Source organism: Actinomycetota bacterium (genome assembly GCA_035765775.1).
GTDB lineage: Bacteria > Actinomycetota > CADDZG01 > JAHWKV01 > JAOPZY01 > DASTWV01.
Map to the genome: position 1 here is coordinate 21,565 of DASTWV010000041.1, position 19,039 is coordinate 40,603.

Genomic DNA, 19,039 nt, shown 5'->3' on the forward strand with positions numbered 1-19,039 from the left:
CGCCGCCCCGGGCACCCTCCCGCGCCGGCCCCCGCCCGCCTTTTGGCACACTAGTGTCCGGATATCGACCGCTGACCAGCAGGGCAAGGAGAGCACCCACGATGAGTGAGAGGGACCGTGACGACGAGTACCTTCGGCTGAAGCCCCGTTCCGTCGACGTGACCGAGGGCCCCCAGCGCGCCCCGGCCCGGGCGATGCTCCGCGCCGTCGGGATGCGGGACGACGACTTCCGCAAGCCCCTGGTTGCCGTCGCCTCCTCGTGGAACGAGGTCACCCCGTGCAACCTGCACCTCGACAAGCTCGCCGACCGGGCCAAGGCCGGGGTGCACGAGGCGGGCGGCTACCCGATCGAGTTCACCACCATCGCCGTGTCCGACGGGATCTCGATGGGCACCGAGGGCATGCGGGCATCGCTGATCTCCCGGGAGGTCATCGCCGACTCCGTCGAGCTGATGGTGCACGCCGAGCGCCTGGACGGCGTGGTCACCATCGCCGGTTGTGACAAGAGCCTGCCCGGCATGGTGATGGCCGCGGTGCGCCTCAACCTGCCGGCCGTCTTCGTCTACGGGGGCACGATCATGCCCGGGCGCTTCCAGGACCGCGACGTCACCATTGTGGACGTGTTCGAGGGGGTCGGCGCCCACGCCCTCGGCAAGATGACCGACGCCGAGCTCCACGAGCTCGAGTCCAACGCCTGCCCGGGCGAGGGCTCCTGCGCCGGCCACTTCACCGCCAACACCATGGCGAGCGCCGTCGAGGCCATGGGCCTCTCGCTGCCGGGCAGCGCTTCGCCGCCGGCCATCTCCGAGCGCCGGGCCGAGGCCGCCTTCGCCGCCGGCATGTGCGTCGTCGACCAGCTCCACTCCGGCCTGCGCCCGAGCGACATCGTCACCCGCAAGTCGCTGGAGAATGCCATCACCGTGGTCATGGCCACCGGGGGGTCCACCAATGCCGTGCTGCACCTGCTGGCCATCGCCCACGAGGCGGGCGTGCCGCTGGCCATCGAGGACTTCGACCGCATCTCCCGCACGGTGCCCTACATCGCCGACCTCAAGCCCGGCGGGCGCTACGTCATGGCCGACCTCGACCGGGTCGGCGGCGTCCCCCTCGTCATGCGCCAGCTTCTGGAAGGCGGCCACCTGCACGCCGACTGCCTGTGCGTCAACGGCAAGACCATCGCCGAGAACTACGCCGGCGCCCCGGAAGCCGACGGCTCCATCGTCCATGCCGTCGCCGACCCCATCCGCCCGACCGGCGGCATCGTGATCCTCAAGGGGTCCCTGGCCCCCGAGGGGGCGGTGTGCAAGGCGTCGGCGATGGAAGGCGATTCGTTCCGGGGCCGGGCCAAGGTCTTCGACGACGAGGCCGCGGCCTTCGACGCCGTCATCAGCGGGCAGATCGGCAAGGGCGACGTGGTGGTCATCCGCTACGAGGGCCCGGTCGGCGGCCCCGGCATGCGGGAGATGCTGGCCGTCACCGGGGCGATCTACGGCGCCGGCCTGGGCAAGGACGTCGCCCTGATCACCGACGGCCGGTTCTCCGGCGGGACCCACGGCTTCTCGGTGGGCCACGTCGCCCCTGAGGCGGCGGCGGGGGGCCCGATCGGCCTGGTGCGCGACGGCGACGAGATCGTGCTCGATGCCCCGTCGCGGCGCCTGGACCTCCTGGTGGGCGAAGACGAGCTGGCCCGTCGCCGGGCGGCCTGGTCCCCGCCGCCGCCCCGCTACCCGAGGGGAGCGCTGGAGAAGTACTCGAGGATCGTGAGCTCAGCATCGCTGGGTGCGGTCACGACGCACTGAGGCCTCGAAACCAAAAAGCCCAGTGCCGCAGCCGCCAGGCCCGCGGAGCCGGTCCACTCCCCCAAGCGGACGGCACTCTGCGGGCCCGGCGGCCTGCGGTCCAGGTCGCAGTCCTAGCTTTTCCTAGGCCGCCGTCCAAAGGAATCGTGCTAGCAGGCCCATTTGCTTGGTGGTGCTAGCACCACTATCTTCGCCGGCATACCGCAGGTGCATCCGGGGCACCGGGACCTGATCAGGCGCCCGGCCTTCAGCGGACGGGAGAAATCGCAGTCATGGTGCAGCAGGAGCCGCTGAAGGTCCTGGTGGTCGATGACGACTACCTCGTGCGCGAGGGCGCCCGTAGCGTGCTTTCGTCGGTCCCCGGCGTCGAGGTGGTGGGCACCGCCGCCGACCCGGCCGAGCTGGCGGAGAAGATCGCCGCCACCCACCCCCAGGTGGTGGTCCTCGACATCCGGATGCCCCCCACCTACCGCATGGAGGGCATCGAGGCGGCCCACCAGATGCGCTTGGCGCACGCCTCGCTCGGCGTGGTCATCCTGTCTCAGCACGCCGACCCCGAGTACGCCCTGGAGTTCCTCCGGGACGGCTCCGCCGGGCGGGCCTACCTGCTGAAGGAGCGGCTCGGCAATCCCGCGCAGCTGGTCGAGGCCATCCGGGAGGTGGCGGCCGGCGGCTCGGTGCTGGACCCGAAGGTGGTCGACGGGCTCCTCGAGGCGCAGCGCCGCCGGGCGCAGTCCCGCCTGCAGGGCCTGACCGAGCGGGAGCACGAGGTGCTCGGCCTCATGGCCTCCGGCCGCAACAACGCCGCCATCGCCCGGGATCTGGTGCTGTCGGAACGGGCGGTCGAGAAGCACATCAACGCGATCTTCCGCAAGCTCGGGCTGAGCGAGCAGCTCGACGTCAACCAGCGGGTGGCGGCGGTGCTGTTCTTCCTGCAGCGCTCGGGCTGACCCAGCCGCAGAACACTTACTTCACCGTCACCACTTGGTACATCCCCGCGGCGTAGTGCCCGGGAAGGTTGCAGACGAAGAGGTAGGTGCCCGGGCTGGTCAGATCCACCGTCCGGGTCTGGGTGGTGCCCGGGTCGAGGTTGTCCCCGTCGCTGACCTTCTGGATGCCTGCACCTTCCTCGTCGATGCCGCCGTCCGCCTTCGGGTAGGCGCCCGGGGCGAGGTCGCTGCGGAACACCAGGAGTTCGTGCTGGATCTTGCCCGCGTTGGTGATGGTCAGGGTCACCTGTCCCGGAGCGATGGTCGTGGCCGCGGCCTTGACGGTGAACTCGGTGAGGTCCACGGTGACCGGGCCGGTCGCCGGTGCTGCCCCCGGGGCGGCCACTGCGCCAGCCGGGGCGCCCGGCGGCGCGGAAGGCGCACCGTCCCGCCCCACGGCAACGAAGAGCACGGAAAGCCCCACGCACCCGGCGATGATGCCGGCGAGGGCCAGCACAGCCGTCCTCCTGCCGCCGGGGGGGCGGGTGGTGTCGCTGGGGTCTTCTGCCGGGATCTGCGGGTCCTGCGCCTGCTCCTGGATCACGGTGCTCACGGTCGGCCTCCCTCGGTTGGCTTCTACCGTGATTCTCGGCGGGGGGCCCCGGCTGGCCATGAGCCTATTGCCCCGCGTTCTGGAGGCCATCCGGCACCGCCGCACCGGGCCGGTCGGCTGGCCAGCCGGCCGAGTTGTCGAGCCGGGGGCTACCCGCCGGACGCCAGCGGGGTCACGCCCGATGCGGCTTCAGGAGCGCCGTTGGGAGCCACGTCGGGGGCCATCCCGGGCTCCTCCTCGGCCGCCTCCTCGAGGTTCAGGATCTGCACCCCAGCCACCCGGGCCAGGGACTCGGCCCGCCGGGTCAGGTCCGCCACCACCGCGTCGGTCCGGGCCATGCCCAGCTCCCCGGTGATCCGCCCGGCTTCCTTCAGCAGCGCCATCGCGGCCACGACGTCGCCCGGCCCGTTGCGCGAGGTGAGCATCGCCGCGTGGTGGGCCAGGGTCATCGCCGCCATCGGCCGGTCCCCCAGGGCCACGTTGCGCTTCAGGCCGAGCTCGAAGAGGCGCTGGGCCTCATCGAAGCGGTGCAGTGTCTCGGCGAGCATGCCCAGGAAGGTCGCCGCCGACCCGAGGCAGAACGCCCCGGCGTGCACCACGATGCACCGGTCCTCGTAGGGGCTCAGGAGGTCGAAGAGGGTTGCGGCCCGGGTCGAATCCCGCAGGAAGGAGCACACCAGGCCGCACAGCGCCACCGAGCCCAGCCAGTTGCCGTCCCGGGGCAGGTCTGCGAAGTCGTGCGTGGCCAGGTTCTCGAAGTGCTCCCGGGCGTCGATGATCCGCCCCATCTCGGCGTAGATCACCGCCAACCCGGTCCGCCAGCCGGGGAGCCACGGGTAGCTGTTGTTGAGCTCCCGGGCGGCCACCTCCATCTCGTCCAGGCGGCCCACCACCCAGTGGTGGAAGAACAGCTCGGCCCCGAAGCGGATCATCGCCGCCTGTCCGGGCCCCTGCCGGTTGGTCTGCAGCGCCTCCCGCATGTGGGTCTCGCCCTCGGCGAAGCGGCCCTCCATCAGTGCCACCATCGCCTGGAAACACAGCGCCTGCCAGCGGTAGAGCGGTTGGCGGAGCTCCTCGGCGAGGGTGATCCACTCGCCGAGTGCGGCGTCCAGGGCCTCCCGGTCGCCCAGTTCCAGCAGGGTGAGCAGCCGGAAGTGCCTTCCCCGCACCGCCATCTCCGGGTCGCCGATCTCCTCGGCCAGCCGGACGATTTTGCCGGCATCGTCCAGCCGCTCGTCGAGCCGGTCCGGGCCGAGCATCGACCGGAACCGGCTGTACAGGGCGATGAGCTCCGTGGCCGGGTCCCCCAGCTCCTGCGCCAACTCGACGGCCTGTTGCGCCAGGCTGGCTCGCCGGTCCACCTGGTCGGTGTAGTAGAGCTCGACCGCCAGCCGGGCGAGCACCCGCACCCGGTATCGGGCGGCAGTGACCTCGGGCTTCTCGGCGGCCGCCTCGGGGCTGTGGCGCCCCCGCCCGGCCGGGCGCGGCGGCCACTGCTCGATCGCCGTGAGGGCCTCCTCGAGCCGGCCGACCAGCACGTCGTCGGCGCCCTCGGCGAATTCGAAGCTGCCCAGGCCCTCGCCGTACCCGACCGCTGCCCGGGCCAGCCGGTTGGGGTCGTGCAGGCGCCGCGCCATGGTGGCGGCCTGGGTGAAGCTCTTGCGGGCCGATGGGGTATCGCCCGCCCGCCACTGGGTCTCGCCGAGGGCCAGCAGCAGGTCGCACTGCATCGGCTCCGATCCCTTGGCCCCCCGCTCCTCGCCCAGCGCCCGCAAGGCCCGCTCGTAGTGCCCGGCCGCCTCCTCGAAGGCGAGCAGCTTCGCTGCCCGGGCGCCGGCCCAGGCCGAGTAGTAGATCGCCTTGGCCCGGCTCCGCCCCCGGCCTGCAGCCTGGTACTGCACCGCCAGCTCGGCGGGGCGGGCGTTGGGGTCGCCGGTGTAGATCCCCTCCAGCACCTGGCCGATGCGCCGGTGTAGGCGGCGCCGCTGATTGACCGGGATCTGGCCGTAGATGGTCTCCCGCATCAGGGCGTGGTTGAACCGGAAGCTCCGGCCCCGGGGCGAGGCGGTGGGCAGCTCGACCAGGACCCGGGCGGCCGACGCCTCCTCGACCGCGCTCACCAGGCGGTGCGGGGTCAGGTCCGAGGCGCGCTGCAGCACGCCGATGTCGAACTCCCGGCCGATGGCCGAGGCGACGGAGAGGACCTCGTTGCACTGGGGCGACAGGTAGTCGAGGCGGCGCTCGATGGCGTCGCGCACCGAGATCGGGATGTCGATCTCCCACGAGGCCCGCTCCGCGGCATCCTGCAGGTGGCCCTCGGAAGCCAGCAGCCGCACGACCTCCCGGACGAACAACGGGTTGCCTTCGGTCCGGCTGAAGACCGCGGCCACCAGGTCGGGCGAGGGCCGGCGCCCGGTGGCCACCTCCATGAAGCGGGCGACCTCCCGCTCGTCCAGGCCCCGCAGCGTCAATGTGGTCGAGAGCTGGCCGATCTCCAGGCCGGTCAGCGTGCTGCTCAGGGGGTGCCCGGTCGGCCAGGTGGCATCCCGGTGGGTGCCCACCAGCAGGACCCGGGCGGTGCGCAAGGTGTCCGCCAGGAACTCGAGCAGGCGCAGCGACGGCTTGTCCGCCGACTGGAGGTCGTCCACCACGATCAGCATCGGGCGGGCTTCGGAGGCCCTGCGCAGGAACGAGGAGATCGAATCGAAGAGCCGGAAGCGGGCCTGGCGGGGGTCGGCCAGCTCGGCGTCATCCGCCGGGGGGAGCGGGGGCTCGACCGCCGTTTGCAGCCGGGTGGCCAGCTCGGCGTCCATCTGCGCGATGTCGGTGGCGCCCGGTCCCATCTCCTCGAGCAGCTCCTCGACCCGCCGCCGGCGGACGTAGGTCCGGATCACCTGGATCCAGGGCGAGTAAGCCGGGGTCCCCTCGGGGTCGAAGCACCGGCCTACCAGCACCACGGCGCCCCGGGAGGCGGCGTAGGTCGCCAGTTCGTTGGCCGTGCGGGTCTTGCCGATGCCCGGCTCGCCCGCCAGCAGCACGAGGCTGCCGTGCCCGCCGAGGGCGGATTCGAACGCCGCCCGCAGGGCGTCGATCTCCTCCTCCCGGCCGACGTACGTCCCCGCCCCCGAGGACTCGACCAGGAGCTGGTCCACCGACGGCGTCGCCTCTCCCGGCGGCCGGGCCGGCATCCGGAGGGGGTTGAGGGGCAGGAGGGCCCGGATCGCCGTGCCCGCCGATCCCGAGGTCACGAACATGCGGCCGCCCAGCGAGCGGATGCGGTCGTCGAGGAAGGTCAGCCCTCCGGCGGTCGCGCCGGCCAGGTCGGCCTCCCGTTGGAACCCCCGCCCGTTGTCGGCGACGGCGAGGGCCAGGCAGTCGTTCTCGATCGCCAGGTCGATGGTGGCCTCCGTGGCCCCCGAGTGCTTCAGCACGTTGGCGATCGCCTCGGACACGATGAAGTAGGCGCTGGATTCGATCTCCCGGCGCAGCCGGGGCAGCGGGTCGGGGTTGCTGGAGAGGTGGGTCGTGATCGGCAGCCGGCCCGCCTGCGAGCGCACCGCGGCGGTGAGCCCGGCGTCGCGCAGGATCGAGGGGTAGAGGTCCTGGCTGACCTCGCGCACCCGCTCGATCACCCGGTCGAGCTCGGCCCCCAGCTCGGCGAACACGTCCTTGGCCTGCTGGCCCCCGCTGCGCACCCGCTCGGGGGCCATGCCGATGCCCATCCGCAGCACGACCAGCTGCTGCTGCAGGCCGTCGTGGAGGTCCCGGGCCAGCCGGCGGCGCTCCTCGTCCCGGACCGTGGTCAGCCGGAGCGAGCTTTCCCGCAGGGCGTCGGCCTGGCTCTGGATGAGGTCGAGGTGCGAGCGCAGCTCCAGCTTCATGGTCTCGAGCGCCCCGGCCAGCTGGCCGATCTCGTCGTTGGAGCGCTGGGCGAAGTGGGCCTCCAGGTTGCCCGCCGCCACCTGCCGGGCGGTGCGGGCCAGGATGCCAAGCGGCCGGGTCACCGCCCGCAGGGTCAGCAGCGAGAGGACGACGGCGGCGAGCAACAGCACGAAGACGATGAGGACGATGTCCAGCACCGACCCGGTCTTCTCCGGTGCCCCGCTGGCGGCGAAGATCGCGGTCACCAGGCTCCCGATGGCGAGTGCGGCGGCCAGTGACCACACGATCTTGATGAGCACCGTCGCCCGCATGCGGCCCGGGAGGGCCCGCAGGGTGGCGGCGGTCGAGTGGTCCACCCGCAGCCCGCTGGGGGAGCGCGCCGCCCGCCCGGCCCGCGCCGCCCGCCCGCCCCGGCCGAACCGGCTCCCGTCGCGGGGGTGCACGCCGGCGCTCACGGGCGCCCCGCTTCCGGGCTGAGGAGGCCGCGCGCCGCCCGCGACGCCCCCGGTGCGCGCCGCCGGGAGGCCCCCGAGGGGCCTGCGGTTCGCAAACTATGCATACCGGACTGGAGCAGGTCTGTCTCCGTCCTGTTGGGTTCCCCGTTGTTTACTCGGCAAAACGGGTGAGACCTGTAGGAAAACATCCCGAGCCGGTCCGGGGTCGACGCATGCGACCCCCGGCCGAGGTCGGGGACATTCGTCCCGGGGCGTGGGACAAATGTCCCCGAGATGTTGTGGGCGGCGGCCCGGGTGCCACTCTGGCCTGCCCCCCCGCCGCCGGGCGGCTAGAACCAGCTCCCGATGGCGTCGATCGCCCGGTGCAGCCACATCTTGTGCCCGGCGTGCGCTCCCGGCGTACCCGCGGGCGCGGATGGCGCGGACGCGGCTGACGGGGACGGGGCGGCCTTCGCCGCCGCGGGCGCGTGGGCCTGGCCGGCCGCCCCGCCCGCCGGCGGCTTCACCGTGAAGTACGACGTCTCACCCGGCCGCACGTAGCCGAGCTCGGCCCGGGCGAGCGCCTCGATCGCATGGGGATCCTGCAGCTCCTGCAGCCGGTTGGTGAGCCGGTTGGTCTCGGCAGTCCCGGCGGCGAGCCTGCCCTGGTCGGCATGGATCGCACTCTCCTCGTGGTAGAGCTGGCGGGCCGGGCCGACGGCCATCATCGCCAGCACCAGGAGGATCAGGGCAAGCAGCGTCCCGTGGAAGGTGATGCGGATGGCCATGTCAGCCTGCCCGGGCGCCCAGGCGGGGGAAGGCGGCGGTGCCTGCGTAGCGGGCCGAGTTCCCCAGCACGCCCTCGATGCGCAGGAGCTGGTTGTACTTGGCCACCCGGTCGGTGCGGGCGGGCGCCCCGGTCTTGATCTGCCCGGCGCCCCAGGCCACCGCCAGGTCGGCGATGGTGGCGTCCTCGGTCTCGCCCGAGCGGTGGCTGATCACGGCCGCGAAGCCCGAGGTCATCGCCAGGCGCACGGTCTCGGCGGTTTCGGTCAGCGAGCCGATCTGGTTCACCTTCACCAGCACCGCGTTGGCCGACCGGCTCTCGATCCCCTTCCGGAGGCGGACCGGGTTGGTGACGAAGAGGTCATCGCCCACCAGCTGCACCTGGCCCCCCAAGGCGGCGGTCATCGACTCCCAGCCCGCCCAGTCGTCTTCGGCGAGGGGGTCCTCGATGGAGACGATGGGGTAGCGTTCCACCCAGCCACCGAAGCGGCCGGCCAGGCCGGGGGCGTCCAGGGTGACGCCTTCGCCCGCCAGGACGTAGGACCCGTCCTTGAAGAGCTCGTTGGCGGCGACGTCCAGGGCGAGGGCCACTTCGGCGCCGGGCTCGTAGCCGGCGGTCTCGATCGCCTCCACCAGCAGGCCGAGGGCATCCTCGTTGCGGGCCAGGTTGGGGGCGAAGCCACCCTCGTCGCCGATCCCGGTGGACAGGCCCCGGGTGAGCAGCACCTTCTTGAGCGTGTGGTAGACCTCGGCGCCCATCCGGAGGGCCTCGGAGAACGAGGGCGCCCCGTGGGGCACGATCATGAACTCCTGGACGTCGAGGGTGTTGTCGGCGTGCGCGCCGCCGTTGAGGACGTTCATCATGGGCACCGGGAGCAGGTGGGCATCGGCTCCGCCCAGGTAGCGGAACAGGGGAAGGTCGAGCTCGTCGGCCGCCGCCTTGGCCACCGCCATCGAGGCGCCCAGGATGGCATTGGCCCCCAGCCGGGACTTGGCCTCGGTGCCGTCGAGGTCCAACAGGGCGGCGTCGACCCGGCGCTGGTCGCCGGCCGGCAGGCCGTGCAGGGCCGGGGCGATGACCTCGTCCACCGCCCGCACCGCCCGGCGCACACCCTTGCCCAGGTAGCGACCGTCGCCGTCGCGCAGCTCGAGGGCCTCGAAGCTCCCGGTGGAGGCCCCGGAGGGCACCGCCGCCCGGCCGTGGCCGCCGGATTCGGTGGTGACATCGACCTCCACCGTGGGGTTGCCCCGGCTGTCGAGGATCTCCCGGGCCCCTACCTGCTCAATCGCACTCATGAGCGAACTCCTGTTAACTGAAGTAACGGCAGTGTACCTGCCGCACCGGGCGGGAGGCGGCTTTCGGCCGCCCACGGACGTACCTGGCTGCTTCTACGGTTCGGGGTCAGGCCCCCCGGCCGCTCGGGCCGCATCGGCGGCGGACAGGTTCCGGGTGGCGACCCGGCGGAGCGCCCCCTCGGGGTCCACCCCCGCCCGCAGGGCGAGGGCCGAGATCCCGTACAGCACTTCCCCGAACAGCATGTCGGTCTCGGCCCGGGTCTCGGGCCCCGGCTTCGCCGCCGCCGCGGCGGCCAGCAGGCTCGCCAGACGGCCCTCCGGGACCTCGGGCCCCAGTCCCGCCCCCGACAGCCGGCGCAGCACCTTGTGGGCGTACAGCAGCGCCGGCAGGCGGGTGGGGATCCCTTCCCCGAGCGATGCCCGCTGCTTCTGCTCGTGCTTCAGCGCCTCCCAGTTCGCCACCACCTCGCCGGCCCCGCTCACCGACACCGAGCCGAAAACGTGCGGGTGGCGGTGGATGAGCTTGGCAGTCAGATCTTCCACCACGTCGCCGATCTCGAAGGCCCCCACCTCGGCGGCCATCTGGGCGTGGAAGACGATCTGCAGCAGCAGGTCGCCCAGCTCCTCCCGAAGTTCCACCAGGTCGCCCCGGTCGATGGCGTCCAGGACCTCGTGGGTCTCCTCCAGGAGGTGGATCGCCAGCGAGGTGTGGTCCTGCTCGGCGTCCCAGGGGCACCCGCCCGGCCCCCGCAGGCGGGCCATCACCGCCACCAGGCGGGCGAAGGCCTCGGCGCCCCGCACGGCCGCCGGCCCCACCGCGACCGGGCCGCGTATGGGGTCCGCCGGAGACACCTGCTCCACCCGGCCTCAGCCCCCCAGGCCGCTCAGGCCGCCGAGGCCGGAGGAGCCCGACGTCGACTGGTCGGCGTTGGGCGCGCTGACCGACCCGGCCGGCGAGGACACCGCCAGCGTGTCCGCATCGAAGGACCCGAAGGCGGGATTCACCTCGATGCGGGTGTGGGCCACGGCCTGCTGCAGGAACGAGTTGGCCGCCTGGTTGCGGGCGCTCTGCTCCAGGGTGGCATTGATCTGGTCGGCCGCCGCCGCCTCCGGCTCCCCCTTGGCGATCAGCTTGATGACCTGGTACCCCACCGCCGTCTGTACCGGCTGCGGGGTGACCTGGCCCGGCTGCAGGGCCAGGGCGGCCGATTCGAACGCCGGGATCAGCGCCCCGGCCTGCTGCCAGCCCAGGTCCCCGCCCGTCGCCTTGGTACCGGTGTCGTCGGAGTACTGGCGGGCCAGCTGGGCGAAGTCCCCACCCGCCTGGGCCTTCTGCGCCACCTGCTGGGCGATGGCCAGGTCGGCGGCGGTCGGGGCGCAGCTGTGGTCCGGGGCGGGGTGCGAGCAGATGAGGATCTCGGCGGCGTCGTAGCTGCCGGCGAAGGTGGACTGGTTCTGCTGGTAGAAGGCGTGGATCTGATCGGCGCTGGCGTCGATCCCCTTGGTGACTGCAGTGCTCACCGCCTGGACGGCAAGCTCCAGCTTCTGGGCTTGGCGGTAGTCGTCCAGGCTCAGCCCCACCTTGCCCAGCGCGGTCTCGAACGCCGCCTCGGACGGGTACTGCGCCGCGGTCCGCTGCACGGCGGCATCGACCGCCCCCTGCGTGACGGCCGCCCCGGCGGCGGTGCCCCGCTGGACGAAGGCGGTCTCCTGGATGAGGTTGGTCAGCTCCTGCTGCTTGGCGTTGAGGGCCACCACATTGGCGTTCGGCCCCTGGAGCAGGTTCGGGTACTGGTTCTGGGCGTGCTGGAGGCGCACATGGGCATTGACCTCGGCCTCGGTGATCTGCGTGCCACCCACCACGGCGGCCACCGGGGCGGCAAAGGTGCCAAAGCCACCCCCGCAGGCGGTGAGCACCACCGCGGCCGCCAGCGCAACGGGGAGGCCCCGCCAGTGAGACCTCATAGTCAGGCGAGGATAGCGCGCAGGGTCTCCAGCACCCACCCCGGGATGTTGCGGGCCGGGGCGGGCAGGATCACCGTGCCGGTGACCGGCTTGTACGCCGAGCCCGGCCATTTGCGCTCCAGGCGCACCTCCTGGGAGTCCAGCAGCGACGGCAGCGGCGAGGCCTTCAGCACCCCGTTGCGCACGCTGACGTCCAGGATGCCGACCGAGCCCATGTACGCCCGCAGCTCCGCCACCGCCAACAGGTTCTCGGTGGGCTCGGGCGGCGGGCCGTAGCGGTCGGTGAGCTCCTCGCGGAGGGCGGCGACCTCCTCGGCGGTGCGAACCTTCTCGATCTGGCGGTAGGCCTCGATGCGCAGCGACTCCCGCCCGATGTACTCCGGCGGGACGAAGGCGTCCACCGGCAGGTCGATCCGCACATCGACCGAGGGCGCCACCGGCGTGCCCGCCAGCTCCTGCACCGCCTCCTGCATCATCTTCACGTAGAGATCGAGGCCGACCGCGGCGATGTGGCCCGACTGCTCGGCGCCCACCAGGTTGCCCGCCCCCCGGATCTCCAGGTCCCGCAGGGCGATCTTGAAGCCGCTGCCCAGCTCGGTGAACTCCGAAAGCGTCTTCAGCCGCTCGTGCGCCTCCTCGGTCAGCACCGCCTCGTCCGGGAAGAACAGGTAGGCGTAGGCACGCTCCCGGGCCCGCCCGACCCGGCCCCGGAGCTGGTAGAGCTGGGCCAGCCCCAAGCGGTCGGCCCGCTCGACAATCAGCGTGTTCATCGCCGGGATGTCCAGGCCACTCTCGATGATGGTGGTGCACACCAGGACGTCGGTGTGCCCCTCCCAGACGTCCACCATGACCTTCTCCAGCTCGGCCTCGGTCATCTGGCCGTGGGCCACCGCCACCCGCGCCTGGGGCACCAGCGCCTGGATGCGCCGGGCGGCGCCCGGGATCGAGCGCACCCGGTTGTGCACGTAGAACACCTGGCCGTCCCGGGCCAGCTCCCGGCGGATGGCGGCGGTCACCATGCGTTGCTCGTAGGCCCCCACATAGGTGAGGACCGGGCGCCGGTCGGCGGGCGGGGTGTCGACGATCGACAGGTCCCGGATCCCGGTGAGCGCCATCTCCAGGGTGCGGGGGATCGGGGTGGCGGTGAGGGCCAGTGCGTCCACCTCGGCCCGCAGCCGCTTCAGCGCCTCTTTGTGCTTGACGCCGAAGCGCTGCTCCTCGTCGATGACCATCAGGCCGAGGTCGTGGAACTTGATATCGCGCTGCAGCAGCCGGTGGGTGCCGATCACCACGTCCACCTTCCCGGTGGCCAGGCCCTCCACCACCTCGGCCTCCTCCTTGGCGGTCAGGAAGCGGGAGAGCTGGGACACTTTGACCGGGAAGCCGGCGAAGCGGTCCCCGAAGGTCTGGGAGTGCTGCTGGGCGAGGATCGTCGTGGGCACCAGCACGGCCACCTGCATGCCGTCTTGCACGGCCTTGAACGCCGCCCGCACCGCGATCTCGGTCTTGCCGTAGCCCACGTCGCCGCAGATCAGCCGGTCCATCGGCACCGCTTTCTCCATATCGGCTTTGACCTCGTCGATGGCCCGGGCCTGGTCGGGCGTCTCCAGGTAGGGGAAGGCGTCCTCCAGCTCCCGCTGCCAGGGCGTGTCGGGGGCGAAGGCGTGCCCCACGGCGGCCTGGCGCTTGGCGTAGAGCACCACCAGCTCCTTGGCGATGTCCGCCACGGCCCGGCGCGCGCGGGACCGGGACTTCTCCCAGTCCCCGCTGCCCAGCCGGTTGAGCCGGGGGGCCTCGCCGCCGGCGTACTTGGTGATCACCTGGAGCGACTCCACGGGCACGTAGAGCCGGTCGTCGCCGGCGTACTCGATGAGCAGGTAGTCCCGGGAGATGCCGGCGATGGTCCGGGTCACCATCCCCAGGTAGCGCCCGACGCCGTTGGTCTCGTGCACGACGTAGTCGCCGGTGGCCAGCTGCAGCACGAGGGCGGAGGCCCGGGCGCCCGCCTCGGCCGGGGCCGACACCACCGGCCGCCGCTTGCCGAACACGTCCCCCTCGCCCACCAGGGCGAGGGCCGGCGTGCCGTCCAGCTTGAGGAGGAAGCCCCGGTCGATGGCCGCCGTGGTGATGGCGGCGTCGCCGACGGCCGGGGGGTGCAGGGGCAGCCCGATGCCGGCTTCGCCCAGCACCTCCCGCACCCGGTTGGCCGACCGGCCCCCGGCCACGGCCACCGTGGTGCCCGCCGCCCGGAGGGCCTGGAGCGAGGCCGCCAGCTTCTCGGGCGCGCCCAGGGACTCGTCCCACCCGGTGACGTCGAAGTCGATGCCTTCCTCGCCCCGCCGGAAGGGCCACAGGTCGATGACCGGGGCACCGGCATCGGCCTCGTCCCAGGGGAGAAACATTGTCGCCGCCTCGGCTGAGGCCCACTCGGCGGCCTGGGCCAGGAAGTCGCTCGCCCGGTCCCGGCACGATTTGGGGTCGCACACCACCACGGCGCCGCCGGTCGAGCCGGCCAGCAGCGCCGCCGGGGCGTGCAGCGGCCCCCCCACGATCGCCAGGTAGCCCTCCATCCCGGGGAAGGCGAGCCCGGCGGCGATGCGCTCCAGGTCGCCCGGCCGGGCGGGCTCCCGGGGGGACTCGTCGTCGTCGGCGTCCTCGACCGCGGGACCCGGCTGGGCGGTGCCGTGGTCGTGCCCGGTCCGGAGCAGCTGGCTGGCCCGCTCCATCGTCGCCGCGTTGAGCAGCAGCTCGCGCACGGGCAGGAGGTCGACGGGGCCGGCGTCGGCGTGGCTGCGCTGGCTGGCCAGCGAGAAGACCCGGAGCGAGGTGATCTCGTCGCCGAAGAAGTCGGCCCGCACCGGGTGCCCCCCGGGCGGGTAGACGTCGAGGATCCCGCCCCGGACCGAGAACTCGCCCGCCCGCTCCACCAGGTAGTTCCGCTCGTAGCCGAATGCCGCCAGGGCGCGCTCCACGGCTTCGAGGCCGACGCTGGCGCCCGCCTCCAGTCGGAGGGCGCCGGCGCCCGGTTCGCCGACCCGCTGCAGGTAGGCCCGTACCGAGGTCACGACGATGCTCGGCCGGTCCGCATCCGGTCCCCCGCCCCCCACCGCCCACAGGGTGCGCAGGCGCTGGCCCATCACCTCCAGCGTGGGCGACATCGCCTCGCCCGGCAGCACCTCCCAGGCAGGGAACAGGGCGACCTTGTGCGCTGGCAGGAAGGGGGCCAGCGCGGTCACGAAGGCCTCGGCGTCCCGGCTGCGGGGCAGCACCACCAGCAGGGGCGAGACCCGCCCGGCCAGCCCGGCCACGGTGAAGGCGCGCGCGACGTCGGGGAGCCCGGCCTCGCCCTCGTCGACAACGGCATCGAGAAGGGTGCTGCGGTCCCACAGGGCGAGAAGCTGCGACAGCTCGGCGGACACTCTTGGAAGCGGCTCCGGATCCCTAGGCGGTGCCCGAAACGGGCTGCGGTGTGAGGTTGGCCCTCGGGCCTCGGGAGCCCGGGCTCCTCACTGTACCCGGCACCCGCCCGGCCGGGCTCGGGGTCTCACAGGAATATGCAGAAGTTGACAGGGTGCGCACGAGAAGGGCCTGAACCGGGCGTGCATCACCTGCCCCACATCCGTCGGGGCACTGTCGATTTGCATCCCGATCCGGCCCTGGCGTAGCCTGTCGCGCCGGAATCGAGACGTTGCCACGTTTGCAGTCCGAGGACCGTTTTTCAGGCCCTGGGGCGCCACCTTTTGGAGGGCTTCTGTTGCACGGCACCCCCCGGCCCAGTAAACCCGATACCCGCCGGAAACATCGCCAAACATCTCACCGCACAAGGACCACATCCCTCTGGGTAATCCGGCCCCGTGCCCGCCGCCGGGTGCCCCGGGGCCGCCCCTTGCTGTTCCGCTCCTGGTCCCCGACCGGCCGGATCGGGGCGGTCGCCCTGGTGGTGTCCCTGATGCTGACCACCGCCGGCATCGAGGCGGGGCTGCAGAGCCTGGCCGCGGTCCCTACCCCGGTGGTGAACGGGGCGGTCATCGAATCGGACACCTTCAGCGGGCGCACCACCGCCGGAGGGTGGGGCACCGCCTCGAACGGGGACCCCTGGACCGTGCAGACCGGTAGCGCCAGCGTGCTCTCCGTATCCGGCGGCGAAGGCCATGTGAACGGATCGCTCGCCATGGCGATGCTGGTGGCAACTCTGGGGACCAAGACCGCCACCAACAGCGAGGTGCTGGCCCGCTACACCTCGGGGCACTACGCCAACGACGACGGCCATGTGCTCCTGGCGTTCTCCGACGCATCGACGTTCTACGTTGCCGGCCTGGACTCGCCCAACGCTTCACCGGTGGTCAACATCTGGCGGACTTCCCGAGGCACCGAGACCCAGGTGGCCAGCGTGCCCTTCCCGGCTGCCACCGGGACGTCCTACTGGGAGCGCGCCCGGGTGACCAACACCGGGGCCAGCGCGCAGATCTCGGTCCGGGTCTGGGCCGACGGCACCGTCGAGCCCACCGGCTGGACCCTGCAGTGGACGGACTCCTCGCCGCTGCCAGCAGGCCGGGTGGGCGTCGAGGCGTGGGACGACGGCCTCGGCTGGACCATGGACAACTTCGCCGCGGGGAACCTCGACGCCGCCCCCACGCCGAGCCCCTCGCCGTCCCCGTCCCCGAGCCCGTCGCCGTCCCCCAGCCCGTCGCCGTCCCCGAGCCCGTCGCCGTCCCCCAGCCCGTCGCCGTCCCCCAGCCCGTCGCCGTCCGGCAACGTGGCGGGTGGCACGCTCATCGAGCAGGACACCTTCGCCGGGCGCACCACCACCGGGGGCTGGGGGACCGCCTCCAATGGCGATCCCTGGAGCGTCCAGGCGGGCAGTGCCTCCGTCCTCTCGGTCTCCGGCGGCCTCGGCATCGTCAAGGGTTCCGGCTCCATGGCCCTCCTGCGGGCCACGCTCGGCTCGCAGATTGCCGGCGACACCGAGGTGCTCAGCCAGTACACCTCCAAGGACTACGCCAATGACGCCGGCCACGTGATGCTGCGCTTCTCGAATACCTCGTCGTTCTACGTCGCCGGCCTCGACTCCCCCAACGGCTCCCCGGTCGTCAATGTGTTCAAGGCCTCGGGTGGGGGGGAGAGCCAGGTGGCCAGCGTGCCGTACCCGGCCACCAACGGGACGTCGTACTGGGAGCGGGCCCGGGTGCAGAACTCCGGGGCCAACGCGGTGGTCTCGGTGCGGGTATGGCCGGTGGGCGCCACCGAGCCCTCAGCCTGGACCCTGACCTGGACCGACTCCTCGCCGCTGCCCGCCGGCCGGGTCGGGATCGAGGCCTGGGACAGCGGTCTGGGCTGGACCATGGACAACTTCTCGGCCGGCAGCCTGTCGGGGCCGGGCCCCAGCCCGAGCCCCAGCCCTTCGCCGAGCCCCAGCCCCTCGCCGAGCCCGAGCCCCTCCCCGTCGCCCACGCCAAAGGCTTCCCCGTCGCCCAACCCGTCGCCCACAGCGCCGCCCTCGGCTCCCGCGGTCACCGGGCTGAGCCCGAACTCGGGGAGTACCGCCGGCGGCACCTCGGTGGCGATCACCGGCACCAACCTCTCCGGGGCCACGACGGTCACCTTCGGCGGCGCTTCGGTCGGCTTCACCGTCGACTCCTCGACGAGGATCACCGCCACCTCCCCCGCCGCCTCGGCCGGGACGGTGGACGTCCGGGTTACGGGCGGCGGCGGGCAGAGCGCCGTCACCGCCGCCGACCGGTTCACGTTCGTGACCCCCACGGGGCCGCCGGCGGTGACCTCGGTGAGCCCGCCCTCCGGCGCCTCGGCGGGCAGCACCTCGGTGGTCATCACCGGCACCAACTTCACCGGCGCCAGCTCGGTCCAGTTCGGCGGGGTCGCGGCCAGCTACACGGTCAACTCGGCCACGCAGATCACGGCCACCGCCCCCGCCGGCTCGGGCACCGTGGACGTGATGGTGACCACGCCCGGCGGCGGCACCAGCGCCCGGGTGGTGGGCGACGAGTACAGCTACACCTTCGCCCGGAACGGCTACTCGGTGTCGCTCGTGGCGTCCACCGTCTCCCCGGCGCTGGGTGGCATCGTCAGCCTCAACGCCACCGCCAACCAGGACATCACCACCTCCGGGTTCGGGATCTCGATCTTCGATGCCAGCACCGGCGTCGAGCTCACCCACGTCGTGGTGGGCTCCACCGCCGTGGCGCTGGTCAGCCAGGCCTCGGCCCTCACCCAGCGCTACGTGGCCGAGGTCTCCAATGCCGGGGGCACCAACGCCCAGGCGGCGTCTGCACCGGTGATCGTCACCTGGTCGGGCGGGGCACCGCCGCCCCCACCCGCGGTGACCGGCGTCTCGCCCGGCTCCGGGCCGGCAGGTACCGCGGTGACCATCAGCGGGACGAACTTCACCGGCGCTACGGCCGTGGCCTTCGGCAGCGTGTCCGCCGCCTTCACCGTCACCTCGCCCACCCAGATCTCGGCCACCTCCCCGGCGGGGAGCGGGACCGTGGACGTCCGGGTGACCACCCCCGCCGGCACCAGCCCCTCGGGTGCCCTCGACGTCTACGCCTACACCACAAGCGGTGGCGGCGGGTCGCCCTCCGGCCTGGCCATGCCCACGGGCGACATCCCGGGCTGGCACATGGTGTTCTCGGACGACTTCACCGGCAGCTCGCTGAACAGCAACGCCTGGGGGACGTACTCGGGCCAGCCCGGCGGCGACTCGGGTGCCTGGTGGGACCCCTCCCACGTGGTGGTGAAGAACGGGATGCTCGTGCTGGAGAACTTCGTCGACCCGTCCCATGACGGCGGCAAGTCGGGCATCTACGTCTCCGGTGGCGTCTCCAGCGCCCCGGCCCTGCAGCAGCTGTACGGCAAGTACCTCATGCGTTTCCGGGCGGACGGGGGCCTCGGCATCGCCCAGATCGGGCTCCTGTGGCCGGCCAACAACTCATGGCCCCCGGAGATCGACTTCGACGAGGACGCCGGCGAGGACGGCTTGGCCCGGGCGCACTCGACGGCCACCTACCACTGCGGCTCGAACGGCAACGACTCCTGCCAGGTTGCCCACACCCTCAGCAATGTCGACCTCACCCAGTGGCACACCATAGGCGTGGAGTGGACCTCCTCCGGGCTCGTTTACACCTTCGACGGCCAGAACTGGGCGACGGTCCCCGCCAGTACGCAGCGGCCGCCCTCCATCCCCATGGAGTTCGACATCCAGACCCAGGCGGGCGACTGCAGCCAGTTCCTGCCGTGCCCGACCTCGGCCAAGACGCCGCCGGAAGTCGACATGGACGTCGACTGGGTGGTCGCCTACGCCCCCGGCCCGTAGCGCCG

Annotated in this window: 10 protein-coding genes; 3 read left to right on the forward strand and 7 right to left on the reverse strand. The window is 72.5% G+C overall.

The window, feature by feature from the left end:
* Positions 1 to 101: 101 nt before the first annotated feature.
* Together ilvD and VFW71_08915 are read left to right on the forward strand one after the other, a co-directional pair.
* Entirely contained in the window at positions 102 to 1,799 is a 1,698-nt protein-coding gene (gene ilvD / locus VFW71_08910) for a dihydroxy-acid dehydratase (protein HEU5002885.1), read from the forward strand.
* A gap of 272 nt (positions 1,800 to 2,071) precedes the next feature.
* Entirely contained in the window at positions 2,072 to 2,749 is a 678-nt protein-coding gene (locus tag VFW71_08915; GenBank protein HEU5002886.1) for a response regulator transcription factor, read from the forward strand.
* Positions 2,750 to 2,765: 16 nt separating this feature from the next.
* Here VFW71_08915 and VFW71_08920 read toward each other — a convergent pair whose 3' ends face one another.
* The 7 genes from VFW71_08920 to mfd all read right to left on the reverse strand — a co-directional run bounded on the left by VFW71_08920 (position 2,766) and on the right by mfd (position 15,123).
* Positions 2,766 to 3,341: a plastocyanin/azurin family copper-binding protein gene (locus tag VFW71_08920; protein ID HEU5002887.1), complete on the reverse strand. Its 576-nt coding sequence runs from the start codon at positions 3,339 to 3,341 to the stop codon at positions 2,766 to 2,768.
* Between the two features lie 149 nt (positions 3,342 to 3,490).
* Positions 3,491 to 7,678: an AAA family ATPase gene (locus VFW71_08925; GenBank protein HEU5002888.1), complete on the reverse strand. Its 4,188-nt coding sequence runs from the start codon at positions 7,676 to 7,678 to the stop codon at positions 3,491 to 3,493.
* Positions 7,679 to 8,007: 329 nt separating this feature from the next.
* Positions 8,008 to 8,445: a septum formation initiator family protein gene (locus tag VFW71_08930; protein HEU5002889.1), complete on the reverse strand. Its 438-nt coding sequence runs from the start codon at positions 8,443 to 8,445 to the stop codon at positions 8,008 to 8,010.
* A 1-nt stretch (position 8,446) separates the two neighbouring features.
* The gene (gene eno, locus VFW71_08935; protein ID HEU5002890.1) at positions 8,447 to 9,739 is read right to left on the reverse strand and encodes a phosphopyruvate hydratase; all 1,293 of its coding nucleotides are present in this window, start codon (positions 9,737 to 9,739) and stop codon (positions 8,447 to 8,449) included.
* Positions 9,740 to 9,832: 93 nt separating this feature from the next.
* Entirely contained in the window at positions 9,833 to 10,600 is a 768-nt protein-coding gene (locus VFW71_08940) for a MazG family protein (GenBank protein ID HEU5002891.1), read from the reverse strand.
* A gap of 6 nt (positions 10,601 to 10,606) precedes the next feature.
* Entirely contained in the window at positions 10,607 to 11,704 is a 1,098-nt protein-coding gene (locus tag VFW71_08945) for a peptidylprolyl isomerase (GenBank protein ID HEU5002892.1), read from the reverse strand.
* 2 nt (positions 11,705 to 11,706) lie between these two features.
* The gene (gene mfd, locus VFW71_08950; GenBank protein HEU5002893.1) at positions 11,707 to 15,123 is read right to left on the reverse strand and encodes a transcription-repair coupling factor; all 3,417 of its coding nucleotides are present in this window, start codon (positions 15,121 to 15,123) and stop codon (positions 11,707 to 11,709) included.
* 449 nt (positions 15,124 to 15,572) lie between these two features.
* Between mfd and VFW71_08955 the strand changes: the two genes are divergently transcribed.
* Positions 15,573 to 19,034 carry an IPT/TIG domain-containing protein gene (locus VFW71_08955; protein HEU5002894.1) on the forward strand — a complete coding sequence of 1,154 codons (3,462 nt, stop codon included), beginning with the start codon at positions 15,573 to 15,575 and terminating at the stop codon, positions 19,032 to 19,034.
* The last annotated feature ends 5 nt before the right edge of the window (positions 19,035 to 19,039 follow it).